At 33.6% G+C, this 26103-nt stretch carries 22 protein-coding genes and 2 tRNA genes; 13 read left to right on the forward strand and 11 right to left on the reverse strand.

Going from position 1 to position 26103, the window contains the following annotated elements:
• Position 1: 1 nt before the first annotated feature.
• From ACNQGX_RS02175 to ACNQGX_RS02200, 6 genes are all read left to right on the forward strand, one after another.
• Complete coding sequence (locus ACNQGX_RS02175; RefSeq protein WP_417973622.1) at positions 2 to 1153, forward strand: formimidoylglutamase; 1152 nt, start codon at positions 2 to 4, stop codon at positions 1151 to 1153.
• A 269-nt stretch (positions 1154 to 1422) separates the two neighbouring features.
• Positions 1423 to 2832, forward strand: coding sequence for a T9SS ring complex lipoprotein PorK/GldK (porK, locus tag ACNQGX_RS02180; RefSeq protein ID WP_417973624.1), 1410 nt, complete (start codon positions 1423 to 1425; stop codon positions 2830 to 2832).
• Positions 2833 to 2873: 41 nt separating this feature from the next.
• Positions 2874 to 3521 carry a type IX secretion system motor protein PorL/GldL gene (gene porL, locus ACNQGX_RS02185; protein ID WP_417973626.1) on the forward strand — a complete coding sequence of 216 codons (648 nt, stop codon included), beginning with the start codon at positions 2874 to 2876 and terminating at the stop codon, positions 3519 to 3521.
• 45 nt (positions 3522 to 3566) lie between these two features.
• Entirely contained in the window at positions 3567 to 5114 is a 1548-nt protein-coding gene (gene porM / locus ACNQGX_RS02190) for a type IX secretion system motor protein PorM/GldM (protein ID WP_417973628.1), read from the forward strand.
• A gap of 53 nt (positions 5115 to 5167) precedes the next feature.
• Positions 5168 to 6058 carry a type IX secretion system ring subunit PorN/GldN gene (gene porN, locus ACNQGX_RS02195; RefSeq protein ID WP_417973630.1) on the forward strand — a complete coding sequence of 297 codons (891 nt, stop codon included), beginning with the start codon at positions 5168 to 5170 and terminating at the stop codon, positions 6056 to 6058.
• Between the two features lie 100 nt (positions 6059 to 6158).
• The gene (locus tag ACNQGX_RS02200; protein ID WP_417973632.1) at positions 6159 to 7211 is read left to right on the forward strand and encodes an NAD(P)/FAD-dependent oxidoreductase; all 1053 of its coding nucleotides are present in this window, start codon (positions 6159 to 6161) and stop codon (positions 7209 to 7211) included.
• A 2-nt stretch (positions 7212 to 7213) separates the two neighbouring features.
• On the opposite strand, the gene ACNQGX_RS02205 is transcribed toward ACNQGX_RS02200, so the two are convergent.
• Positions 7214 to 7597 carry a DUF983 domain-containing protein gene (locus tag ACNQGX_RS02205; RefSeq protein ID WP_417973634.1) on the reverse strand — a complete coding sequence of 128 codons (384 nt, stop codon included), beginning with the start codon at positions 7595 to 7597 and terminating at the stop codon, positions 7214 to 7216.
• A gap of 73 nt (positions 7598 to 7670) precedes the next feature.
• On the opposite strand from ACNQGX_RS02205, the gene ACNQGX_RS02210 reads away from it, so the two are divergent.
• Positions 7671 to 9578, forward strand: coding sequence for an ABC transporter ATP-binding protein (locus ACNQGX_RS02210; RefSeq protein WP_131916772.1), 1908 nt, complete (start codon positions 7671 to 7673; stop codon positions 9576 to 9578).
• Between the two features lie 32 nt (positions 9579 to 9610).
• Here the strand turns inward: ACNQGX_RS02210 and ACNQGX_RS02215 are convergent, their stop codons facing one another.
• On the reverse strand, positions 9611 to 10579 hold the full coding sequence (locus ACNQGX_RS02215) for an App1 family protein (RefSeq protein WP_131916771.1): 969 nt from the start codon (positions 10577 to 10579) through the stop codon (positions 9611 to 9613).
• Positions 10580 to 10643: 64 nt separating this feature from the next.
• Here ACNQGX_RS02215 and ACNQGX_RS02220 point away from each other — a divergent pair, with 64 nt between their 5' ends.
• Positions 10644 to 11534, forward strand: a complete 891-nt coding sequence (locus ACNQGX_RS02220; protein WP_417973637.1) for a diacylglycerol/lipid kinase family protein — start codon at positions 10644 to 10646, stop codon at positions 11532 to 11534.
• Here the strand turns inward: ACNQGX_RS02220 and ACNQGX_RS02225 are convergent.
• Entirely contained in the window at positions 11527 to 12675 is a 1149-nt protein-coding gene (locus ACNQGX_RS02225) for an 8-amino-7-oxononanoate synthase (RefSeq protein WP_417973639.1), read from the reverse strand. The two genes, ACNQGX_RS02220 and ACNQGX_RS02225, sit on opposite strands and share 8 nt — an antisense overlap.
• Before the next feature lie 96 nt (positions 12676 to 12771).
• On the opposite strand from ACNQGX_RS02225, the gene ACNQGX_RS02230 reads away from it, so the two are divergent.
• Positions 12772 to 13050: a 4a-hydroxytetrahydrobiopterin dehydratase gene (locus tag ACNQGX_RS02230; RefSeq protein ID WP_417973641.1), complete on the forward strand. Its 279-nt coding sequence runs from the start codon at positions 12772 to 12774 to the stop codon at positions 13048 to 13050.
• A gap of 59 nt (positions 13051 to 13109) precedes the next feature.
• Here ACNQGX_RS02230 and ACNQGX_RS02235 read toward each other — a convergent pair whose 3' ends face one another.
• Complete coding sequence (locus ACNQGX_RS02235) at positions 13110 to 13592, reverse strand: DUF1761 domain-containing protein (protein ID WP_417973642.1); 483 nt, start codon at positions 13590 to 13592, stop codon at positions 13110 to 13112.
• A 180-nt stretch (positions 13593 to 13772) separates the two neighbouring features.
• Here ACNQGX_RS02235 and ACNQGX_RS02240 point away from each other — a divergent pair, with 180 nt between their 5' ends.
• Positions 13773 to 14627, forward strand: coding sequence for a leucine-rich repeat domain-containing protein (locus ACNQGX_RS02240; protein WP_417973644.1), 855 nt, complete (start codon positions 13773 to 13775; stop codon positions 14625 to 14627).
• Between the two features lie 302 nt (positions 14628 to 14929).
• Here ACNQGX_RS02240 and ACNQGX_RS02245 read toward each other — a convergent pair whose 3' ends face one another.
• The 4 genes from ACNQGX_RS02245 to ACNQGX_RS02260 all read right to left on the reverse strand — a co-directional run bounded on the left by ACNQGX_RS02245 (position 14930) and on the right by ACNQGX_RS02260 (position 16916).
• Positions 14930 to 15580 (reverse strand): hypothetical protein, encoded by a 651-nt coding sequence (locus tag ACNQGX_RS02245; RefSeq protein WP_417973646.1) that lies wholly within the window; start codon positions 15578 to 15580, stop codon positions 14930 to 14932.
• A 161-nt stretch (positions 15581 to 15741) separates the two neighbouring features.
• Positions 15742 to 16416 (reverse strand): DUF2971 domain-containing protein, encoded by a 675-nt coding sequence (locus ACNQGX_RS02250; protein WP_417973648.1) that lies wholly within the window; start codon positions 16414 to 16416, stop codon positions 15742 to 15744.
• A gap of 323 nt (positions 16417 to 16739) precedes the next feature.
• Positions 16740 to 16812 (reverse strand) — tRNA-Met (locus tag ACNQGX_RS02255).
• A gap of 31 nt (positions 16813 to 16843) precedes the next feature.
• Positions 16844 to 16916, reverse strand: a tRNA-Met gene (locus tag ACNQGX_RS02260).
• 117 nt (positions 16917 to 17033) lie between these two features.
• On the opposite strand from ACNQGX_RS02260, the gene era reads away from it, so the two are divergent.
• Together era and der are read left to right on the forward strand one after the other, a co-directional pair.
• Complete coding sequence (gene era, locus ACNQGX_RS02265) at positions 17034 to 17915, forward strand: GTPase Era (protein ID WP_131916754.1); 882 nt, start codon at positions 17034 to 17036, stop codon at positions 17913 to 17915.
• A 175-nt stretch (positions 17916 to 18090) separates the two neighbouring features.
• Positions 18091 to 19401 (forward strand): ribosome biogenesis GTPase Der, encoded by a 1311-nt coding sequence (der, locus tag ACNQGX_RS02270; protein ID WP_417973650.1) that lies wholly within the window; start codon positions 18091 to 18093, stop codon positions 19399 to 19401.
• A gap of 66 nt (positions 19402 to 19467) precedes the next feature.
• Here the strand turns inward: der and ACNQGX_RS02275 are convergent, their stop codons facing one another.
• A complete protein-coding gene (locus ACNQGX_RS02275) occupies positions 19468 to 19704 on the reverse strand; it encodes a hypothetical protein (RefSeq protein WP_132070382.1) in 237 nt (78 codons plus the stop codon).
• Positions 19705 to 19828: 124 nt separating this feature from the next.
• Complete coding sequence (locus ACNQGX_RS02280) at positions 19829 to 20569, reverse strand: DUF2490 domain-containing protein (RefSeq protein WP_417973652.1); 741 nt, start codon at positions 20567 to 20569, stop codon at positions 19829 to 19831.
• Between the two features lie 161 nt (positions 20570 to 20730).
• Between ACNQGX_RS02280 and ACNQGX_RS02285 the strand changes: the two genes are divergently transcribed.
• Entirely contained in the window at positions 20731 to 23460 is a 2730-nt protein-coding gene (locus ACNQGX_RS02285; RefSeq protein WP_417973654.1) for an outer membrane beta-barrel protein, read from the forward strand.
• Between the two features lie 57 nt (positions 23461 to 23517).
• Here the strand turns inward: ACNQGX_RS02285 and ACNQGX_RS02290 are convergent, their stop codons facing one another.
• The gene (locus ACNQGX_RS02290) at positions 23518 to 26067 is read right to left on the reverse strand and encodes a TonB-dependent receptor (RefSeq protein ID WP_417973656.1); all 2550 of its coding nucleotides are present in this window, start codon (positions 26065 to 26067) and stop codon (positions 23518 to 23520) included.
• Positions 26068 to 26103 lie beyond the last annotated feature (36 nt).

Consider the following 26103-nt stretch of genomic DNA (forward strand, 5'->3'; position numbering starts at 1 on the left):
AATGGAATTTGACTTTCTGAAACCCGTAGATGATGAAATCCTTAGTTATATAAACGGATTGACTTCTCAGCAATTGGGAAGTAAAATTGTATTGCATACAGAAAAACAATTTCCGGATTTGAATAAAATTAAAATTGCCGTAATAGGCGTTTTAGAAAATCGAGGAGATAAAAAGGCTGTTTCGGATGTTGATTTAATACCACTTAGAAAAGAGTTATATGGATTGTTTCCGGGAAACTGGGACGCTTCAATTGCTGATTTAGGTGATATTCTTGCCGGGAATTCTGTTGAGGATACTTATTTTGCAGTAAAAAAAGTAGTTGCAAGTCTAATCAAGAAAAAAATCACTCCTATAGTTATTGGTGGTTCCCAAGACTTGACGTATGCGCTTTATAGAGCTTACGATGATTTGGAACAAATGGTCAACTTGGTTTCCATTGATAATAAATTTGATTTTGGTAAGGATGAGGAGGAGGTTTCGGCTTCTTCCTATTTGACAAAAATAATTGTAGACGAACCTAATAATCTTTTCAATTATTGTAATATAGGGTATCAAACGTATTTTAATTCGCAGGAAGAAATAGATTTGATAGAAAAACTATTTTTCGACGCCTATAGATTAGGAGAAGTTTCGAATAATATTTCTATTTCGGAGCCTGTTTTTAGAGACGCGGATTTAGTGAGTATTGATTTGAATTCAGTTAAATCATCTGATTCAGGAAATTTCATTTCGTTTGCGCCAAATGGTTTTAATGGAAAAGAAATTTGTTCTTTGTCGCGATATGCAGGTATCAGTGATAAAGTATCCTCTTTTGGGATATTCAACCATAATAATTCGGCACAAGAATCTGTCATCATAGCACAGATCATTTGGTATTTTATAGAAGGGTTTCATTATCGTTCTAATGAGTACCCTTTTGGGAGTAAAGAAAATTATTTGAAATACATTGTCCCATTGGAGGAAGAGGAACTTGTTTTTTATAAAAGCGACAAAACGGACAGATGGTGGATAGAAATCCCATTTATTTCAAATGGTAATAATAAACTAAAAAGAAATACGTTATTACCATGTTCTTACGATGAATATTTATTGGCATGCAATCAAGAATTACCTGAAAGATGGTGGAAAGCGCAACGTAAGAATATCTTGTAATTAATTATTTGAGAGCTATACTTCAATCCTTAAAAATAGTTTAATAATTAACGTGATTCATAAGCTTAACATTATAAAACACATAAAAAAATCAGTTTTTGTGTATTTTATCGTTTTTTTTTAGCATTTTATCGACAAAATATTTTTTTTGTATTTTATTTAACATTATTTTTGGGCTCAAATTAATTTCATAACAAAAATATTGTTTTATTAATAAATAATAAATAGGTTTACACACTTAAAAATAATGAATAGATAACCAAATTAATATGAAGAAGTTCATTGCATATACGTCAATTTTGGCCCTTTTAATTGGCTGTGGTAAATCAAGCGATAAAGGAGAGTTAGTTGGTATTAATGGAGGGAAATGGCATCCTGAAAAACCTTATGGAATGGCTTTGATTCCTGGTGGTGCTTTTATTATGGGTAAATCAGATGCTGATTTAGCTAATGTTGAAGATGCTCCTACCAAAACAGTTACCGTTCGTTCATTTTACATGGATGAAACAGAAATTACCAATAGCGAATACCGTCAATTTGTAGAATGGGTAAAAGACTCTACAATGAGAGTTCGATTAGCTATTCTTGCGGATATGAGCGGACAGACTGCTGGTGCAGGAGACCCTAAAGGTAAAGGTAAAAATGCCGGAAGTATCGGTGATTTTGCTTTCAATGATTCAGATCCTGAAAAGATGACCGCCTATGACAAATACATGTACGATAATTATTATAGTATAGGTACTGCAGACGATCCTTATGCGGGAAGAAAATTGAATAAAAAAGTAAAATTAATCAAAGACACTAAGTTGTATCCTGATGCGTATTATGCTGAAGTGATGGATTCAATGTATTTGCCAATAGAGGCTTCATACAATGGATTGCGAACTATAGATGTAGATAAATTGAAATTCCGTTACTCTTGGATGGACATTCAGGCGGCTGCAAAAGCCAAAGTAGGAAATAGAAAAAATTTCATCAGAACAGAAGAAGTAAAGGTATATCCTGATACAACAGTTTGGATTAAGGATTATGCTTACTCTTATAATGAGCCAATGCATAACGATTATTTCTGGCATAAAGCCTATGGAGATTATCCAGTTGTAGGGGTAAAATGGACTCAGGCAAAAGCTTTTTGTGCTTGGAGAACTTTAAATAAAAATACCTACATAAAATCCAAAAAGAAAGGTCACGATTTGATAAACTCTTTCAGATTACCAACAGAAGCAGAATGGGAATATTCAGCTAGAGGTGGTTTAGAATCAGCTACTTATCCTTGGGGTGGGCCTTATACTAAAAATGACAGAGGTTGTTTTCTGGCTAATTTTAAACCAAATAGAGGGGATTACGCTGCAGACGAATCTTTGTATACAGTAGAAGCAAAATCCTATGAGCCAAATGGTTATAATCTTTATAATATGGCAGGAAACGTTTCTGAATGGACAGATTCATCTTATGATCCAAATGCATACGAATATGTTTCTTCGATGAACCCAAATGTTCAGGATTATAAAAATCAAAGAAAAGTTGTTCGAGGTGGCTCTTGGAAAGACGTCGCTTATTTCCTTCAAGTAAGTACTCGTGATCATGAATATGCAGATTCAGCCAGAAGTTACATTGGCTTTAGAACTGTTCAGGATTATATGGGAGTTCAAACTACCGGAAACGGGAAAAAGAAATAAATAAAAAGAAACCAAATCTATTAAATTAAAAAAAAACTATTATGGCATTACTAAGTAAAAAACAAATGAATTTCGCATACGGTATGGGAGCTGCGGTTGTAATTATTGGAGCATTATTCAAAATTACTCATATTGAATTTGGTATTATTACCGGGAATTTAATGCTTACAATAGGACTTATAGTTGAAGCTTTAATTTTTGCTCTTTCTGCTTTTGAACCGGTTGATGATGAATTAGATTGGACATTGGTTTATCCTGAATTGGCAAATGGAGTAAAAGGAGAAGCAAAGAAAAAAGTAGAAACGCCTTCAGATGCTCAAGGATTGTTGTCTCAAAAATTGGATGCGATGTTGAAAGACGCTAAGATTGATGGAGAATTAATGGCGAGTTTAGGAAGCAGTATCAAAAATTTTGAATCAGCAGCTAAAGGTATTGCTCCAACGATAGATTCTATTTCTGCAACTAAAAAATACAGTGAAGAATTATCTATGGCTGCGGCACAGATGGAATCTTTAAATAGCCTATACAAAGTACAATTGGAAAGCGCTTCAAGAAATGCTGAAGCAAATAAAGAAATTGCTGAAAACGCTGGAAAATTAAAAGAACAAATGCAATCTATGACTGCAAATATTGCATCATTAAACAATGTTTACGGTGGTATGCTTTCTGCAATGGGTAATAAAGGATAATTAGTTTCAAACTATAAAAAAACAACAAACTAATTAGTAGAAAATATGGCAGGAGGAAAACTAACCCCTAGACAGAAGATGATAAACCTAATGTACTTGGTTTTTATCGCGATGTTAGCATTAAATATGTCCAAAGAGGTATTATCAGCTTTTGGGATTTTAAATAATAAAATAGTAGAGTCTAACTCTATAACTGATACTAGAAATGAAAGTTCATTTCAACAATTGGCTCAAAAAGCAGTAGATCAGCCAGGGCAATTTGGGGATAAAAAAGCTAAAGTTGAAAAAATTAGAGCTTTGTCTAAAGAGTTTAACGACTATATAGAAAATATCAAAACGACTGTTACCAAAAAATTAGAAAGAGATGCTGAAGGAAATTTGCCATACGAGCAAATGGATAAAGGGGATCTAATTGACAGAATGTTCTTTACTGGAGATAGAGTTTCTAAACAAGGAAAAGAGTTTTTAGATAAGATTAATAATTTCTCAACTCAGATAAAAGCGATTGGTGGAAGTTCAATTGCTGAATCTGAAATGAAAAAGATTGAAGCAAGATTTGCTACAAAACCAGTTTATTCTGAAAAAGCAGGTGCTAAATTAGATTGGATCGATTACAATTATAAAGGATATCCTCTTATTGCGACAATTACTAAATTATCGCAATTGCAAGCAGATATCAAAACAACGGAGAGTGATGTAATGACAGGAATGTTTCAATCGGATTTAGTTGCTGCAGCATCACTTACAGCTTATCAGCCTATTGTAGTTATGGATAAATCAGTTTTCTTTCAAGGGGAAGCGGTAACAGGAAAAATTATTCTTGGAAAATTCGACCCTTCTTTGAAAGCAAAATCGGTAATTGTAAATGGTTCTAGTGTACAAGCGCAAGCGGGTCAAGCTAAATTCTCTTTTGGTGCGGGTGGTATTGGAGAACATTCAATTGGTGGTTCTTTCAATTTTGATGAAAATGGAAAAGTGGTTAGTTTGCCTATTAAAGATAAATACGTTGTTGTTGCGAGACCAAAATCGGCTACTATTTCTGCTGATAAGATGAATGTGGTTTATCGTGGCGTTGTTAATCCTATGACAATCTCGTTTGCAGGAGTAACAGCTGATAAAGTTACGGCATCTGCTCCAGGATTAAGTTCTGCCGGTGGAGGTAAATACAGTATGAGGCCAGGTTCTGGTACTGAAACAGTTATCAATGTTACAGGAACACTTCCTGACGGTTCTAAAGTTTCGGATAAGAAAACCTTTAGAATAAAAGGGATTCCTGGACCAACTGGAACTATTAGAGGGGAAACGGGAGTGGTAAAAGGACCAAAATCAAATTTACAGATTGCTACAATTGGTGCTAAACTTGAAGATTTTGATTTTGAAGTTGGTTTGAATGTCGTTGGATTTAATTTGAAAGTAACAGGTCAACCCACTGTAGTTGTTACAGGAAATAAATTGAATGCACAGTGTAATGCTGTTCTTTCAAAAGCAGTTAGAGGGGATCAAGTTACTATTTCTGAAATAAAAACAAAACTTGTAGGTGCAGGGAGCTATTTATTGCCAAGAACTGCTCCAGTAATTTTTGAAATACAATAAATAATAAGTAAGTTTATATTTGACCTACTTCAATATCTTAGTATGATACCATGATGAATGTAAGAAATTTTTTAATCGCTATTGTCTCTATTACGGGAAGTTTCGCCTCTTTTGGACAGTCTAATTTGCTTAATGCAAAAACTCCGGACCAAATAGGACTTAAAACTGCGGCACAACTCATTTCAGATAATGATAAACCATTAGTCTATGGTTATGTGCATGATAGAGATGTTTTAATGGGTAAGACTACATGGGAAATTATTGACTTAAGTGAAAAAATTAATTTTGCTTTGTATTTTCCTATTGATACTGCAAATATTGGATCTGATAGAAGATCTCTGTATGATGTGCTTACAAAAGCTTTGAAAAATGGTAAAATTACGGAGGTGTATACCGATAGTTATTTTAACACCAAAAAATCTTTGCAAGACATTCAAACTTCATTGACTCGTATTGATACAACTGATGCAGGTAGAGAACAAATTAATGCAGGAAGTCAAATATCTGATGAGTATATTTTAAAACAAGACTTAGCGGCTCAAGATGTAACCCAATATAAAATTAAAGGATACTGGTATTTTGACAAACGTCAGAGTGAATTGAAGTATCGTTTATTGGGAATTTGTCCTGTGACTCCTGATGTTTATACGATGAACAGTGATGAAAAAGATTATATCGAATTGTTCTGGGTATTCTTCCCGGCTGCAAGAGATGTTTTGCATGAAGCAAAAGCTTTCAATGATAAAAATTCAGCGATGCCGGTTTCATTTGATCAAATATTAAACTCTAGGCGTTTTAATAGTGTTATTTACAAAGAAGAAAATGTATACGGAGATAGAACTATCGATGAATACATGAAGGATAACGCTCAAAATCAATTATTAGAATCAGAAAGAGTAAAAGAAAAAATTCGCAATTTCGAACAAGATATGTGGAATTACTAATGCCGATTTTAAAATATAATAAAAAACTCTTACTGTAATGGTAAGAGTTTTTTTGTTTTAATGTGTTTACTTTGCATTTATTTAAAAGGTGTTATTTCAAATGATTGATTATTTAATTATTGGTTCTGGTTTAGCAGGTATTTCATTCGCAGAGATTGCTTTGCGTAATGACAAATCTATTTTTGTATTGGATAATAATTCTCAAAATTCATCTAAAATTGCAGGAGGTTTGTATAATCCGGTTATTTTAAAACGTTTCAGCGAGGTATGGCAGGCCCAAGAGCAATTAGTATTGATGAACGAGTTTTATACTTTTTTAGAAGAAAAACTAAATTGCAAAGTTGATTTCAAAAGTCCTATTTTAAGAAAGTTCTTTTCCATTGAAGAACAGAATAATTGGTTTACTGCTTCGGATAAAACAGCACTGGCTCCTTTTTTATCGACACAATTGATTTCTAAAAAGTATATCGGAATTGATTCCCCTTACGGGTATGGCGAAGTTTTACAAACGGGTTATGTGGACACCGCTTTGCTCTTAAATAAATACAGGGAATACCTGAAACAAAACAATTTATTTCAAGAAGAAGCATTTGATTATAATGCTTTAAAAATCGAAACGGATAGTATTCATTATAAAAATATTCAAGCCAAGCATATCATTTTTGCGGAAGGTTTTGGGATGCATGCAAATCCTTATTTTAATCATTTGCCTTTAGACGGAACCAAAGGAGAGCTTTTTATTATTAAAGCGCCTGAGTTGGATTTAGATGTAATTGTAAATACAAGTGTATTTATTTTGCCACTAGGGAATGATTTATTCAAAGTTGGAGCAACGTATAATTGGAAAGATAAAACAGATTTGCCTACTGAGGAAGGAAAAACGGAATTAGTAACAAGAATAAAAGAAATTATTAGTTGTGATTTTGAAATTATAGAGCATTTTGCCGGCGTTCGACCTACTGTAAAAGACAGAAGACCGTTAGTAGGAACACATCAAAATTATGAATCAGTGCATATTCTAAACGGTTTGGGAACAAGAGGAGTCATGCTAGGACCGGCAATGGCAAAAGCATTATTTGAAAATATAGAAAATCAGGTGCCCTTAAATAAGGAAATTGACATTAACAGATTTCTGTCTAAAGGGCAGCAATAGTATTATTTGTGGTTCGTTTTTGGATCATACGAAACAAACATATTGATATATATGTTTCTGGACCATCGCAAGATAAATGGGAATAAGACAATAAGTGATGCAATTATAGCAATAAATGCCACTTTTAGGCTGGAGCCAAATAGTACAAAAGATATAATAAAGGCTGCAATTCCAACAGCAACATTCAATCCGTAACTGACATACATTGCACCATAAAAAAAGGAAGGTTCAATTTGATATTTTAAACCACAATGGCCGCAATTTTCATGCATTTTCAAGATTTTATTGAAATGTAACGGATTTTTATCCAAATACATACTCTCATTCTGACATTTAGGACAAGTTCCTGTTAAAATGCTATATAATTTGGATCCTTTTTTTAACATTTGCAAAAAATTTAATTTTTCCTTTCTTAGAGTTACAAATTTACGCATTCGAAAAGGAATAAAATAACAATACATGCTTAATATACACAATTTATCCGTTTCGTTTGGTGGTACTTATTTATTTGAAGAAGTTACCTTTCGATTGGGTGCCGGAGACCGTGTGGGTCTTGTGGGGAAGAACGGAGCGGGAAAATCGACCATGCTTAAAATGTTGGCAAAAGATTTTGCTCCTGATTCAGGTGTTATTTCTCAAGAGAAAGATCTTCGCATGGGATTCTTGCGTCAGGATATCGATTTTGAACAAGGAAGAACAGTTCTTGAAGAAGCGTATGAAGCTTTTACTGAGATTAAAATTGTTGAGAAAAAGCTAGAAGAAATCAATCACTTGTTAGTTACAAGAACTGATTATGAAAGTGATGAATACAGCCAAATTATTGAAGACTTATCTGATTATACGCACCGTTTTGAATTATTGGGTGGTTATAATTATGTGGGTGATACTGAGAAAATTTTACTTGGTTTAGGATTTAAAAGAGACGTATTCGATAATCAAACCGAAACTTTTTCTGGTGGATGGAGAATGCGTATCGAATTAGCCAAATTATTATTACAGGCGAATGATGTTTTGTTGCTGGATGAGCCTACGAATCACTTGGATATAGAAAGTATTATTTGGTTAGAAAGTTTCCTTCGTAATTATCCTGGTGTTGTTGTGATTGTTTCGCACGATAAAATGTTTTTGGATAACGTTACCAATAGAACTATCGAAATTTCCCTTGGTAAAGCCTATGATTTCAACAAGCCATATTCTCAATATTTAGAATTGCGTCATGAAATTCGTGAAAAGCAATTGGCAACGCAAAAAAATCAAGCCAAAAAAATTGAAGAAACGGAAAAATTAATCGAAAAATTCCGTGCCAAAGCTTCCAAAGCTTCGATGGCGCAGTCATTAATTAAAAAATTAGATAAAGTAGAACGTATCGAAGTTGATGAAGATGACAATTCGGTAATGAACATTACTTTTCCTGTTTCAAAAGAACCGGGAAGAGTGGTAATTGAAGCCGAAAACGTAACTAAAAGCTACGGTGATAAAACGATTTTGAAAGATATCAATTTGTTAGTGGAGCGCGGAAGTAAAATTGCATTCGTTGGACAAAACGGTCAAGGAAAATCGACTTTTATTAAAGCTATAGTTGATGAATTCGAATATAAAGGAAATATCAAGTTAGGACATAATGTACAGCTGGGTTATTTTGCGCAAAATCAGGCGGAATATCTGGATGGTGAAATCACTTTGTTGCAAACCATGGAAGATGCCGCTGCAGATACGAACCGAATGAAAGTACGCGATATGCTGGGTTCTTTCTTGTTTCGCGGTGATGATGTAGAAAAAAAGGTAAAAGTCCTTTCTGGAGGTGAAAGAAACCGTTTGGCGTTATGTAAATTATTGTTGCAGCCCATTAATGTTTTATTGATGGATGAGCCTACAAATCACTTGGATATCAAATCCAAAAATGTTTTGAAAGCCGCATTGCAAAAATTTGGTGGAACTTTATTGCTGGTTTCTCACGATAGGGATTTCTTGCAGGGAATGTCAAATTTAGTGTATGAATTTAAAGACCAAAAAATAAAAGAATATTTAGGGGATATCAACTATTTCTTGGAGCAACGCAATATGGAAAATATGCGTGAAGTCGAGAAAAAAGATGCCCAGAAAGCCGCGGCTCCAAAAGAAAGCAACAAAGCTTCGTACGAAGACCAAAAGAAAGGGAAAGCGTTACAGAATAAGTTGAGTAAAGTGGAGAGCCAAATTAAGCAATTAGAAAAGGACATTCAGCAAGATGATAAAATGCTCGCTTCTAATTATGACAAACACATTGAAGATGCTAAATTTTTCACGGCATACAACAAGAAAAAAGCAGAACTGGACAAACTTCTCTCAGATTGGGAAATAGTTCAGGAAGAAATAGATAATTTATAAAAACGAGAGTTCCATTTTTTGGAACTCTTTTTTTATACAATGATTCCAATTGATTTTGAGTGCGCAATGGCTTCGCTGCTATTTTTGAAGTAACAAACAGAAACTTTTAGGGTTTCTAGATTTTTTAAAATTGCGATTACTTTCTCCTTTTTAGATTCACCAGTTTGCCTAATGTATACCGCTTTTACCGTAACTGGGAAAATTTTACAAATGGCCTCGTACAAAAATGGATCGTGTTGCGAATCATCTCCAAGAAGCACATATTCTAAGTTTGGGTAAAATTCTAAAATGTGTTTTATTTTGTCAAACTTATGATTGTGATTGCCTCTGCCGGTCAAGAAAAAATCTGTGAGACTCGTTTTAATATCCTTCAACAATAAAACTGCTCTTGGGAGTTGATGAATTTCGGTGAATTTTGTGATAAAACGATACAGATTCCACTCACTGCTCGAAACATAGAAAAAAGCATTAAATTCCTCTTTGTTTTCCCTTCCGGCGGTACTTAAAGCCTGATAATGGGTTACAACATCTTCATATATTTTTCTCTTGTTTACGTTTTTAAATAATAAAACATATAATTTTTTTAAAGGATTCAACGTGTGAGAAACTAAAAAAGTGTCGTCAATATCAGATATGATTCCTAAATTTCCTTTGTGAGGTCGAATGTAACTGTCTCGTGTTGTTATGGACTCATTTTTGTAAACAATACTTACTTCATAATCAATCCAGCCATAATTAGTGTTTTGGTCTAATGGCACACAGAATTTAAAATAACCATCGATTAATGTTTTGGTATGAATTTTGGCATTGTTGTGTTCTAAATAGACATCGGCGTTTGCTTGTGTTTTTATTTGAAACATTTTAATTACAGAAGTAGCATTTTTCAGATTTTTTTTCTGAAAGTTATACTCTTTAATTGTTGTTGGTTTAAAAACATGTCCCATCACAATTAATTCCTGTTCATTAGCGTAGCCACGATATAATTTTAAAATTGGTTTCATTTATTGTAGTACTTTTGATTGCAGTTGAATTTAATTATTTTTAGTCAATAAAAGAAGAAAAAGTTTGAAAAAGAATATTATGCTGGTTGTAAATCCTGTCTCTGGAAATATTGACAAATCAGATTTGGTCGATGCAGTGACAATTTTTGCCGCAAAAGAGAATTTGAATCTGGTGATTTATAATACTTCTGGTGCATCAGATATTGAGAATATAAAAGTACTCTATAAAACTTATAATCCAGAACGAATTGTTGTGGTGGGAGGTGATGGAACTATAAAAATGGTTGCTGAAGCGATGGAAAACCATGATGTTATTATTGGGATTTTACCGGCTGGCTCTGCCAATGGTTTGGCGGTAGATTTAAATTTGCCATCCACAATCGAAGAGAATTTAGAAATCGCTTTTCATAATGATTATATGGAAATAGACATGATTTCTATCAATGGAAAAAAAAGCATTCATTTAAGTGACTTGGGCGTAAATGCAGAAATGATTAAGAACTATGAAAGTAGTAGTATTCGAGGAAAGTGGGGTTATTTTTTACAAACTTTCAGTACTTTAATTGATTTAGATGATCCTTTCACAGCAACAATTACAGGCGATTTTGAAACGATTGAATGTACGGCAAGAATGATTGTAATTGCGAACTCTCAAAAATACGGCACAGGAGTTTCTATTAATCCCAATGGTATTATGGACGATGGAAAGTTTGAATTAGTTATTTTGAAAAATTTGGATCTGCTAGTGCTGGGGAAAATTATTTCTGGGAATATGCCGATAGATTCCGACGATGTAGTCATAATTTCTACGGATAAAGCAATTGTTAGGACAAATGTTCCGGTTAGTTTTCAAATCGATGGGGAATATTGCGGTACCGAAACAAAACTGAATATTGAAATTTTACCCAAACAAATGAAAGTGGCTGTTCCAAATTTAAATAGTGAAGTTATTTAAAAGGGTTACGCTCCTGCCAATTGGTTTCAGGCTCCAGATATCTAAATATTTTTGGCATGTATGAGTTGACTATCGGGTTGCTGTGTGCTATAAATCCGTACATTTTTACAGGCTTTGCGCCAACAGAACTTTTGATTTCCAACGCTGTTCTAGCAAATACAATTTCCTTAAAACTTTTATTAATAGAATACGCTATCATATCATAGAGCATGTTCAAATACAGCATTTTTTCGCGTTGAATACTTTCGTCATACCCCAGGAAATAAGTGTCCATTACGGGACCATTTTTTATTAAAGTATTAAATCCAATTAATTTTTCATCAATAAAATAGCCGTAAAAAAGAAATTTGTCTTTAAAGATTTCTTTAAAAGTTCTGAAGTGGTTCTTAGGCAGGAAAAAAGTGTTGAAAGGGGCGTTTTTGGCTACATGAAAATACAAATCATAAATAGTATCTTCTAAAGCTATAATGTCTTCCAAATGCATTTTTCTTTTCTCAATAACTGCTGCTTTTTTTCGGGCTCTTTTATGCTGATCTCTGTATTTTTTTGAAAGAGAGTCGATGTAATCTTGTTCTGATTTCCAGTTTTCATTAATGTGAAAAACCATATTCGGCTGTGTCGAAAACTGATAATCATTTTTGAATTCCGGAATGGCAAAGTTCGTAATGTCTTCTTTGTGAAAATCTTTATAGGTGGTAATATGAATCTTTTTTCCTTTAGATTGAAACATTTTTTTCAATGCTATTGTTGCTGATTTCAAGGTTTGCAACGCTTTATTTTTATCAATAGATTCCGATAATGCAAAAGAATTTTGTCCGGTCAGCATGTTGTTTCCAATTACGAGAACATGAGAACCGAAATTTCTGAAAACTAAATTTCGAACAGTGGTTTTAATGCATTTATCCCGATCTCCAAAAGACTCCAGTTGATTTAAATCTAAAAATTGAGAAAGTGCAATGCCTATTAAAGTTTCATTTTCGAATAGTCCAATAAAATGACACATCATGTTTTCTGGAGATGATTTCTCTAAAATCTCCAGGTATTTTTTAGATAAAAAAATGGTTGAAACAGCTAAATCATCCCAGTTTTGGGGAAGTTCAGCTATGGAGCTGTAAATTTTAAAAGAATAAGGTATATTCAAATGGAATGGTAATTTTTTTCAAAATTAGTTAATAAAGTTAAAGTATTTCTGAATGTCTCGAAATTAACTAACTTTATATAAATTAAAAAATAAATTATGAAAACCTATTCAGCAGAGACAATTCAATCAGAGTTAAAAGTGCTTAAAGACTGGCAATTTGCTAATAATGGAATAGAGAAAAAGTTTGTTTTTTCAGATTTTACTCAAGCATTAGGTTTTATAGTACAAGTAGGAGTGATGGCCGAGAAAAGAAATCACCATCCGGAATTATTCAATGTGTATAATAAAGTGACAATTAGGCTGACGACACATGATGCAAATGGTGTTACTGATAAAGATATAGATTTAGCCAAAGCCATTGAGCAAATTCAATAAAAATAAATTTCGTCTTGTAGTATTCGAAGACGAAATTTATTTTAATATTTTTTTTGTAATTATTTCCAAGCGCAAATAATTCCTCCCATAATCATAAAGCATACTATCCAAAAACCACCGGTGACGAGCGTGTATTTGAAGCTTCTTTTTTCGTATAATGCATTAGTTCCTATAACTGGTAATACCAAAAATAGCCCGGTCAGAAAACCATGTAAAGCTCCGTGTTTAAAAGTTCTAAATGCTGATCCATAATCTGCCATAAAAGCTTCGTAAGATGGTTTGGCGATACTTGGATCTCCTCCCACCATTCCCATTGCACCAAATTGGTGTATTGTTAGGGATTGAAGAACAAAGCTTATGAAAAAAGCATACAGTACTGATATTCCAAATGTCAAGAGCATATTTCCTCCTTTCATTTTTTCTTCAGTCATACCTGATTCTTTCATCCAAATTGTTCCAAAAACTTTTGGATTGTACCAAACAAATCCTACTACAAGTGTAGACAAGGCAGCAACAAAAAGTGCTAAAAAATTGATTTCCATAAAATTGGGTTTAGAGATTAGTAAATCAAATTTAATAAATTAATATTTAATTAAGAAATTAAACGTTCTTGTAAGATATAACGCCATAAAAAATAAAAAATAGTGCGTTTCGTCGATTTTATTTGCTGATTGGCTACAATGTGTGTAAATTTAGGTGTGTAAAAAATAAATCCAAACGTTATGAAAAATATAACTACTCTATTTTTAACCCTTTTGTTTTCAATTTCAATGTTAGCAGCTGTATCTCAGTCAGAGAAAGATGCTTTGATGAAATTATATCAATCTACAAATGGAAATCAGTGGACTGTAAAATGGGATTTAGCATCGCCAATTTCAACTTGGCATGGTGTTAAGCTACAAGACGGTAAGGTAATTTCCATTAATTTAGAAAATAACAATTTGGTTGGTGAAATTCCGGAAGAAATTTTAAACTTAGTGAGTCTGCAAGAATTGGATTTACACAAAAACCAAATATCAGGAGCGATTCCTTCTTCTATCGGAGAATTAAAAGAAATGAAAGTATTGGATCTTTCTTTTAATAAAATTTCTGGGACAATTCCTTCTTCTATTTGTGAAATGAGCAATTTGAAAAATTTAGAATTGTATATGAACATGCTTTCAGGAGAATTGCCAATGCAAATAGGCGCTTTGAATCAATTAGAAATTCTGTCTTTATTCAATAATGAAATAGTAGGGCAAATACCAAGTTCTTTATATGAAATAAAAACGCTAAAAACATTACTTTTAAACAGTAATAAACTTTCGGGAGGATTAAGTCGTGAAGTGGCAAATATGGCGTCACTTGAGAATCTTAGTTTATTTGATAATAAAATGAATGGTCAAGTCCCTTTTGAGCTTGAAAAATTAAATAAATTGAAAGAAATGAATATTTCTTATAATATGTTTAATGGATTAATATCTAAAAAACTAGCGGTTTTGGATACATTAAATATGACAATGATAAATGATAAAGGTGTAGCGGTTTTATTAGAAGTAAATACAGGTAAAAATACAGCGATTGTTTCTGAGGATTAGTTTTGAAATAAAAAAGAGTTTGCACTGACGCTCTTTTGTGTTATTGGTTAGTGATTTTAATACGTTAGTTTTAATGAACTTAGTTGTTTAAACCTGTGAAGCTTGCTTTACAGGTTTTTTCATTTAAATCACTTTGGTTGATTGTTGTAGAGTTTAGAATTTAAAGAATGTCTTGGAGGAGTGATTTAACGTTAGTCCGCTTCACGCAGTTGCCAATCAAAGAAAGCCGAGTTCTCTCTATCAAGATAAATATGAATCGTGAAAATAAAACCTCCCGAGACCTGAAAATCAGAAATTTAGTCTTAGTTTCGGTTAGCGGATGTTAATTTGTCGTTTAATTTCGTGATCAAATATATAAATCCACAATGAAGTATAAAGTTTAAAATATAATTTAAAGTAGGAATTCCAAAAATTAAAGGGATTTTAAAAGCAATCCATGTAGAAAAAACACTAAGTAATGTAAAAACTATAAGAGTTGAAAACCAATTCAAAATAGTTTTAAAAGTTTGCCCTTTTTTAAATAGCATTGTGAATAATACAATTATTATGATAATAAATACAAGGCTTGAACTTACAAGCATCCAGCTATAAGAGCGTATTTCGGGTTTTCTGGGTATTGGTTTTGTTATATTCTTTTTTTCAATGGGGGTTTTTGCAACTAATAAGTCAATAGTCTCAATATATTCAGAATAATGTTTTTCATAAAATATTGAATTTTCAATCTTTTTCAGATTACTTAATTTCTTAGGCTCGTTGGTATATGATTTTTTTAAGATTTGAATCTTCTCAAGATTTTGGAGTTTATTCGAGAGAAAATGATTATAACTGATTTTAAAAGTAAAATCTAAAATAAATAGTGTGGAGATAATTGAGATTAGAATAGCAATTTTATAAGTCCAATGCTTAGATTTATCTAAAATTAGTTTAATAAAATTTTCTACAGTTTCTATCATTGTATAATGTTCTGAAATAATATCCGCTAACGTTTCCTTGCTACATGAGGTTTGGGGCTAAATTAAGCTCATTATTCGGATTTGCCAAATCATCCCAAATACAAAACCAACTTCCCATTAAGCCTATTGCCCAAATCCGTTGTAGTAGCTGTTATGTGTAGTTACTGTGGTAACTCATAATCTTTTGCAATCATACCAATTGGATTTTTAGTTAGTTCCATTTTATAAACAGGAACATCATCATTAATTCCAGCTGATAGAAATAAAATAATTTTCTCTATTTCAGGGTCACAATTAATTCCAAAATAAATTCCTTTAACACTATTCATGTCATATCTTTTATAACCTCTTTTTGCCCTGCAAACTCTCCATTCATTTTCGTAACTCCAATGTTCTGATTTGATTGCAAAATCTTTTAAAAGATAATCTATCTCTTTTGAATCTGCTTTATCTTCATCATCTATGTCTTCTTCTTTAAATGAAAAGTACCAACCAATATCAAAGGCAGGTAAATTATTCTTATACGATACTTTTTGAACATGTGAATCGTTTTCGTCAATTTCAATTGCTAACACAAAACCTGTATGGGATTGACAGTAATGAGACCAAAGTAGTATATTATCGTATGTTTCACTCAATGAAGAGAAAAAATAATTATTTTCTAAAACTCCCTTTCTTATGGAATTCATGAATTCAGAAATTACTTCATCTCCTAATTCAGAAAGTTGAATATTTTCTTTAATCCCACTTTCTTTTGCTAGTTTCTTGAATTGTTCTATTTCATCTTTAGAGTACTCTCTTTCAATTAAAGCTAATGATTCAAAAGGATCATTCATACTTAAGTATTTATCACACCACAAACCAGCATTAATTATACTTTTAAATGAATTAGTTGTTGGAGAATAATACTTGTATAATAACATAATATTCTATTTAAGTTGGTTTTATAATTACGCATAAACTTGTGTATATGTGTGACTCTATCACACAAAGCAATCCGTATTTAGGTAGATTGGTGTGAGAAACTGAATTGTGTTCAAAACAAATATAGGGATAATCGTACTAACAACAATTAATTATAGTAAGGTTGTAGTTAATGTTATTGCATGCTCAAATTTATTCCATAAAAAAAGCTCCAGATTTCTCTGAAGCTTTCTAGTAGCGGGAACAGGACTCGAACCTGTGACCTTCGGGTTATGAGCCCGACGAGCTGCCTACTGCTCTATCCCGCGATGTGCGTTTGTAATTTCAATAAATTCTTAGTAGCGGGAACAGGACTCGAACCTGTGACCTTCGGGTTATGAGCCCGACGAGCTGCCTACTGCTCTATCCCGCGTTGTTTCGGGTGCAAATGTACGACGAAATATCGTATTTCCAATAAAAACTTTAAAAAATGTTTTATTTCGTCTATTGACTTGATATGCCTACCTTTGCAAAATAAATTATAATAAAAATGTCACATAAAGCAGGTTTTGTAAACATCATAGGGAATCCAAACGTCGGGAAATCAACGTTGATGAACGCCTTTGTTGGAGAAAGATTATCAATTATTACTTCAAAAGCACAAACAACACGTCATAGAATTCTTGGAATTGTAAACGGAGAAGATTTTCAAATGATCTTATCGGATACTCCTGGAATCATCAAGCCGGCCTACGAAATGCAGGAATCGATGATGAATTTCGTTAAATCCGCTTTTGAAGATGCTGATGTACTGATTTATATGGTGGAAATTGGAGAACAAGAGTTGAAAGACGAAGCGTTTTTCAATAAAATAATCCATGCCAAAATTCCTGTCTTATTATTGTTGAATAAAATTGACAATTCAAACCAAGCTCAGTTGGAAGAGCAAGTGGCTTTCTGGACTGCCAAAGTTCCTAATGCGGAAATTTTCCCAATATCGGCATTACAGAATTTTAATGTGCCGGAAGTTTTTGGACGAATCATTGAATTGTTACCGGAATCTCCTGCGTATTACCCGAAAGATCAATTGACAGACAAACCGGAACGTTTCTTTGTGAATGAAACTATCCGTGAGAAAATCCTGTTGAATTACAGCAAAGAAATCCCATACGCGGTAGAAATTGTTACCGAAGAGTTTTTTGAGGATGAAAACATCATTAGAATCCGTTCTTTGATTATGGTGGAGCGCGATACCCAAAAAGGAATCATTATAGGACACAAAGGTGCCGCTTTGAAAAAAGTAGGGATGGAAGCCCGTGCCGATTTAGAGAAATTCTTTGGAAAACAAATCCATATTGAGTTATACGTGAAAGTGAATAAAAACTGGAGAAGCAACGCTAATATGTTGAAACGATTCGGATACAATCAATAATATAATTTGGGCGTGATCACAAGGGTCAGGCTTCCCGATAGCTATCGGGACGTTACAATCTTTGTTGCAAAAAGAATTGCAACAAAGGATTTTCACTGCTATCCTTCACGCAAAAAACGGATAGTAAGAATAAAAAATAATAGAGTACCTTTGCAAAATATTTGAAAATAGAATTATGAATAACATTGTTGCGATAGTAGGAAGACCTAATGTAGGGAAATCAACCCTTTTTAATAGGCTGATACAAAGAAGAGAAGCGATTGTAGATTCAGTTTCGGGAGTAACCCGTGATAGAAACTACGGAAAAAGCGAATGGAACGGAAAGGAATTTTCTGTAATTGATACGGGCGGTTATGTACGTGGATCAGACGACGTTTTTGAAGGCGAAATCCGTAAACAAGTAGAACTTGCTATTGATGAGGCTGATGTCATCATTTTTGTAGTTGATGTCGAAGAAGGTATTACGCCTATGGATGATGCTGTTGCGAGATTGTTGCGTAAAGTGACGAAACCGGTTTTACTTGCAGTAAATAAGGTTGATAATGCGATGCGTGAGAAAGATGCGATTGAGTTTTACAACCTTGGTTTAGGTGAGTATTACACATTTGCCAGTATTTCAGGAAGTGGAACAGGAGATTTATTGGATGCATTGATTGATGCTTTTCCAATTAAACCAGAACCAACACAAGAAGAAGTGGTATTGCCGCGTTTTGCAGTTGTAGGTCGTCCTAATGCTGGGAAATCAAGCTTTATCAATGCCTTGATTGGTAAAGAAAGATATATTGTTACGGACATTGCGGGTACAACCCGAGATTCTATTGATACAAAATTTGACCGTTTTGGGTTTGAATTTAACTTGGTTGATACGGCTGGAATTCGTCGTAAAGCGAAAGTAAAAGAAGATTTAGAGTTTTATTCGGTAATGCGCTCCGTTCGTGCGATTGAACATGCTGATATTTGTATTTTGATTATTGATGCCACTCGTGGATTTGAAGGGCAAGACCAAAGTATTTTTTGGCTAGCTGAGAAAAACCGAAAAGGAGTTGTAATCTTAGTAAATAAATGGGATTTAGTCGAAAAAGAAACGATGTCAACCCGTGATTATGAAGCTAAAATTAGAGAAGAATTAATGCCATTTACAGATGTGCCTATTCTTTTTGTTTCGGCATTGACAAAACAACGTTTGTTGAAAGCATTGGAAGCTACGGTTAAGGTTTTTGAAAACAGACAACAACGTATTGCGACTTCAAAATTCAATGAATTTATGTTGAAAGTGATTGAAGCATATCCGCCACCAGCGACAAAAGGAAAATATGTAAAAATTAAATATTGCATGCAGTTGCCAACACCAACACCACAGTTTGTGTTTTTTGCCAATATGCCACAATATGTTAAAGAACCGTACAAACGTTATCTGGAAAATAAAATTAGAGAAAACTGGGACTTTTCAGGAGTGCCAATCGATATTTACATCAGAGAGAAATAATATGAAAGTCCCGAGAAATCGGGACTTTTGTTGGTTAAAATCGATATTTAATAGTAAAGAGTATTCCTAATTTTCTTCTTCTTCCAAAGTTTCCATTGGATGATCGCCGTACCAATCTTTAAATGTTTTGGTGGTTTTATAATCATCATGTAGTACGGTATAAACCATAAACAGGATTAACGGTATACCAATGCAGTATAGGGTCATTATTACCGGCAAAGCAACGTTAGTTTGACATAAACCGGCAAATACAAAAACATAAATGGTGGTGAACCACACGAGTTTAATTGCAAAATTTTTCATGGCTATATCTTTTTAATAAAGTTACGCCAGAAATTTTAAATTTTAAGTTAATGTATTGATAATCAATATTTAAAATAAAATTAATTATTTGTTTTTCTTATCAATGAAAAGTCATAAATTGTGTTTAAACCTTTTTTTGGACTTTTATTTTGTGGAAAATACTGAATCGGATAATATCTCTGTTGAAATAATCGATTCCATTAGCTCGTCGTTGAAAACTGTTTAAAAAACCCAATTCTAATGCAATATTTTTATTTATGCCGTATTGTAACGCAGCATAAATTCTATTTTGATCAAAAGTATTTTTGATGATCGTTTTTCCTGCATTGAACATTATTTCATCTGAAAGAATAGTTTTTAAATATTGATTTTCTTTTTTCCAAAAAGTATAATCGGCTTGAAGTCTGTATCTGAATCTCCACGAAAATGTAGTGCCAGGTAACAATGATTCTTTATTGGCATTATGAATAAATCGTTCTTCTGCTTGAAATCGTTGATTTAATGTTACTTTACTAACGTTTAGTTTCCATGTAATATCTTGTTGTCCTCTGTATTCCGGGGTTTTAAAAGTATAGGATACTTCAGGGTCTTGTGTCGCAACGGAAAAATGAGTAAAGCCAATTCCTGTTTCTAAATGTTCATTGATTTTATAGCGGCCTTGAATTCGTATGACATATAAATTTTCTTTAACGGGTTTTAAAAAGACCCTATTGTCAAATTCTGTATGTAAAGACCATTTTTCATTTAATAGCAATTGATTGTAATAGCGTGTCCAAAGAATGCTTTGATGATCTATGTTTTTCTCCGTTTGAGCTCGGGATATAAAGCAGACTAAGAAAAAGAAAAGGATTTGGGTTATTTTCATGAAGTTTTATTCAATTTTCGGTAAATTTAAGCAAACGTTTTAAAAAGAATCACTTAGGTTAAACCTTTTATTTATTTCGGGGTCTTACCCCTTTCTAAACAAAGTTTTAGATGTCTAAATTGTACTTTTTTTACTTTTTTTGCTTTTTTGTTTTTCTGCCAATGCACAAGAAGAAATATATTATTAAAGGAACTGTTCTTGATGTGAATACCCAAATTCCTTTAGAGGCGGCAACGGTTTATTTTTCCAATGTAAAAGATTCTACGGTATTAGAATATACAACCACGGATAAAAATGGTCTTTTTAAAATTACTTCCAAAAAATATGAAAAACCCGTTTTTTTGAAGATTTCCTATATTGGTTATCAAACCTATGTTGAGGAGCAAAAAGAGATTTCGGAGAATAAAGATTTTGGGAAACTCTATTTGTTAGAAAATGCAAATGCTTTAGCTGGCGTGACTATAAAAAGCGAAGCACCTCCGATTCGTGTAAAAAAAGACACACTGGAGTTTAATGCAGGATCTTTTAAGGTTCGTCCTGATTCTAATGTAGAGAATTTGTTAAAGCAATTGCCCGGTTTTGAAGTTGATAATGACGGAAAAATAACAGTTAACGGAAAAGAAGTTACCCAGTTTTTAGTAAACGGTAAAACTTTTTTTGATAAAGACGGGGCAATGGCATTAAAAAACCTTCCGGCAGAAATCATTAATAAAGTTCAGGTTTCCGATTTTAAAACCAAAAAAGAGGAATTGTCTAAACAAGAGTCAACTTCAGATTATTCGAGTATCAATTTGACTATTGACGAAAAGAAAAATAAAGGTTTTTTTGGAAAATTCTTAGGCGGTTATGGTACCGATGATCGTTATGAAAGCAGTATGGTAATGAACTTTTTTAATAACAAACAAAAAATAAGTGTTTTAGCTTCTTCGAACAATATTAATTCTTCCGGTTTTTCTATGGATGAGGTATTTGATAGTATGGGCGGAGGAAGAAACAGTAGAGGAGGGAATACTTCTTCAGTAAGTGGAAAAGGAATTACCCAGTCTAATTTGGCGGGATTCAATTATACCGATGAGTGGTACAAAGATTTCAATGCTACTGCAAGTTATAATTTTTCGAATACCAATACTAAAAATGACAGTAAGTCCAAACAAATCAATTTATTGCCAACCGGTAGTTTCTCCACTGAATCGGAGTCGAGATCAAGAGACGAAAATACCGGAAATAAAGCAAATCTGGAGTTTGAATATAAAATTAATCCAACAATGAGACTTGTAGTTACTCCAAAATTGAACCTTTCAAATTCTAATAGTAATTCAAGTGCAGCAAGTTTCTCCAGAGATGAAGATGAAGAACTTTTAAACGAAAGCAAATCAAAATCGTATAGAGAAAACAAATCGACTAATTTTGGGAACACGATAAATTTTAATAAAGCTTTCCAAAAAAAGTCTCGCAACCTAAGTTTTGTTTTCACTAATAGTAATACCAATAGTGGCTCAGATGTTTTAACGGAGTCTAAAACTATTTTTTATCAAGATGGTCAATCTGATGATGAGAGAAATCAAAAGAGTAAAAATGAAAACACGAATGATTCCTACTCAGCTGATATTGAATATACAGAGCCGATAACCGATTCTATACGAGTTCGTTTTGGTGCCGATTTTGATTGGAGGAAGGAGATGAAAGATTTGGAAACCTTTGATTTTGAGGATAATTCTCAATCGTATTCCGTTCTAAATGAGTCCTTGACTAATTTCATTACTTCCAAACAAAATTCCGTTAGTCCCAAAGTGGGTATCACTTTCGAAAAAAATAAATTTACGTTTAATTTGAATTCCAGTACTTCCATTATTGATTTTGATAATCATTCGCTATACTTAAATAAAGGAACAGATTTGAACAAAAAATATGTGCTGCCTTATGGAAGAGCACAAATTAGATACAAGTTGGATCGTTCAAAATTTATTACTTTGCAATATGATTATTCCAAAAGTCTGCCTTCGTCAAGTCAATTGCTGCCAGTAGAAAATTTGGCTAATCCTTTGAATACGATAATAGGAAATCCTAATTTGAATCCTAATGAAAAACATAGTGCCAATATCAATTTCAGGAATTTTGATTTCCGTACCCGTTCAGGTTATAGTTTGTTTGTAAGGGGAGATTATAATAATAGTCAAGTGGTTTCCATTTCGGTATACGATGCCAGTAGAAAAAGGACTACGACTTATGAAAATATTTCAGGAACATACGCTACTGCTATAGGAGGAAATTGGAATCAATCCATAAAAAGAGAAGCACATACGTTACGGTATGGGATTGGTTTGAACAGTAGTTATTCTTTGGATAAAGGGTTTACCAATGGCGTTTTGTATAGTGCTAAATCATTGGGAATTACACCAAGGATATATTTAAATTATGATTACGGGGAAGTGTTGACTATAGCACCATCGTATAGTTTATCTTACAATGAATCAAAATATTCCAATTATGTAACCAATGGAAGCTCTAATGTGGTACACCGGATTAATCTGCAAACGACCAGTTATTGGCCAAAAAACTGGATTTTCGGAAATGATTTCGGTTATAACTACAATTCCAGAATTGCAAGCGGTTTTAAGAAAGATTTTTATCTGTGGAACACCAGTTTGTCCTATAGCTTTTTTAATAAAAACATGATTGCCAAAGTAAAAGTGTATGACGTTCTGAATCAGAACCAGAATTTTTCCAGAACTATTTCGGCTACTACCATTCGCGATGAAGAAAACACCATTTTAAAGCGATATGGCATGTTTTCGCTAACCTATAAAATTCAAGATTTTTCGGGTATGAAGAAGCCTCCTAGAGGTGAAACCAGGAGAGAAGGCTTCCGGGAGAATATGAGAGAAAATTAATAAAAGCGGCTGTGATTCACAACCGCTTTTTTATGGGATTATAGTAGTTTGGAACTATTATAATGAATATTTCAATGTAATTCCATACGTTCTTTGATCGCCTATTACACCAGCATATTGTCCTGTATTTCCACCAGCAGGCAATAGTTGTTCGTAATAATCGTTATTTAAAAGGTTACGTCCCCAGAAGTGAACAGATAAACCTTTCGATGCACGGAAACCGAACCGAGCGTTAAAAATAGCGTAACCAGGAACGATTAAGTATTTTGAAGCAGAAGGACTTGATGAGAATTCAGAACGGGCATAAGAATCAACGGCAATGAAAATTTTACCTGAATTCCCAAAGAATTTTGCATGGTCAGAAAGCTCACCTCCTAAAGATCCAGCCCATTTTGAAGCGCCAGGTAAATCAGTTCCTGAAACATCTTTAAAAGCTACAGAAGCTCCTGTTTCTTCTAGTGGAAGTGGTGCATTTGTGAATTTAATATACTTTCCGTCAGTATAAGTTGCAGCTCCATTTATGGTTAGGTGATTGTTAACTATAAAACTTGCATCTAGTTCTGCACCTCTAACACGTACTTTATCTGCATTGGCAAGATATCCACGGTTTACACCTAATTCGGCAGCTTGAACATTTGTTTGAAAATCTTTAATATCAGTATTAAAGAATGTCAAGTTGAAAACGGAGTTTTTAAAAGGAGAAGTTTTTACTCCTATTTCGTAATGATTTACTTTTTCTGGTTTAATTACCGCAAGGTCAAGTAGAGGCTGACCTGCTGAATTAGTTGGAAGCCCGGCTACATTCACACCAACTGGTTTGTAGCTCTTTGCATAAGTTGCATACGCATTGATTTTGTCTGAAGCTTTAAAAGACAGGGTTAAATTTCCAGAAAAGTCTGTATTATCAGTATTTGATGTAAAAGCCTGGTCAGAATAAACTAATTTTTTTAAAGCAAGTAGCGCAGGATCGGTAGTTTGAAGACCTCCGTATGTTTTACGGCTATAATCCGCCTCTTTTTTGTCAAAATTATAACGTAAACCTGGTAATACGTGTAAACGTTCTGTTATAGCCCAGTCTAATTGACCGAACACTGCCGCACTGGAAGCTCTGATGCGGGCATCGGTTTTGATACCGTATCCTTCAAAAAGACCTGGTGTTTTCCATAAATTACTGGTAGTGCTTTGTGCAAATCTCCATTGAGCATCACCGGATTCTTCTGTACCATCTGTTTGTGATGTTTGGTCAATAAAAAATGCACCCACAACACCACTCAATTTAGAGGTAAGCTGACCCGCATAACGTACTTCTTGTGTTATTTGTGTCTGTCTGGTTGGGTTTTGTGATTTTGCCAAAACTTGTAATCCTGTAAAATCTCTGTCATTGGATGGGTCCCAATTCCAAAAGCGCCAAGCAGTGGTTGCCGTAAGTGTTCCGGTTCCAATTTTTGTGTCAATAATAAGGGATATACCTCCCATATCTTGTCCTGAACGCCATGGCGTATCGTGGTCAATCTTGCGGTCAAAAGTATTCTGACTTGGAAGCGAGTAGTTTAAATCAGCAATAATTGCATTGAACTGACGGTAAGCTGCTCTTTGTGTAGGAGCCACACCGGCAACTACTTGGGCATATCCGTCTGGACGTTGAGTAGTAAGGTCTGCCGCCAATGTAATATTTGTGTTTTCTGTTGGCCTATAAAGCAATTGTCCTCTAAATCCTTGATTGTTTAGCGTGTTTGTTGGTCTTCCTGTTGCAACATTGTCTATTAAACCGTCACGTTGTGTACCAGAAAAAGAGATACGACCTGCGATTTTTTTGCTCAAAGCTCCTGTAATCGAAGCCTTTGCTTGTAGGAACGCATAATTTCCGTAACTCAGTTCGAAGTCGGCACCCGAAGTAAAACTCGGTTTACGAGTAGTTATATTGAAGGCACCTGCAGTCGTGTTTTTACCAAACAATGATCCTTGTGGTCCGCGCAATACCTCAATTTGCTCCACATCAATAAAATCGAGAGTTGTAGCAGCTGGACGCGCATAATAAACACCGTCAACATAGAAACCAACACCTGGATCGATACCGTCATTGGTAAGTCCAAAAGGGGAACCTAGACTACGAATGTTAATTCCCGTATTTCTAGGGTTTGATGAATAGAGCTGAACCGATGGAACCAGTTCTTTTATGCGGTTAACATTGAAAGCACCTGCTTGTTCTGCTTGCTTTCCAGTTATGACTGATATCGCAATTGGAACTTCTTGCGCTTTTTCTATTCGGCGTCTGGAGGAAACTACAACTTCTATAAGTTGGTTTTCTTCTCCCAGAATTATTTCTAAAGGAGTATTCGATACTTTGTTGACTATAATCTCTTTAGATGTATAACCAACATATTGTATAATAAGAGTTAAAGGAAATTTTTCTTGAGAGTCAATTGAGAATTTTCCTATTGCATCGGCATTAGAACTAAAGGTTGTGCCTTTTATTACAACATTGGCTCCTTCTAGAGGTATATTTTGATTATTGGTTATTACTCCTTCAATGTTTTGAGCAAAAGAGTTAGAAAATATAAGTAGTAATACTATGCTTGCAATTGTTTTTGTGTAAATCGTTTTCATTATTTATTAATTATATGTAATTAGTATAGTTTAAAT

Origin of the sequence: Flavobacterium glycogeni, from assembly GCF_048286775.1 — a bacterium.
Classification (GTDB): Bacteria; Bacteroidota; Bacteroidia; order Flavobacteriales; family Flavobacteriaceae; genus Flavobacterium.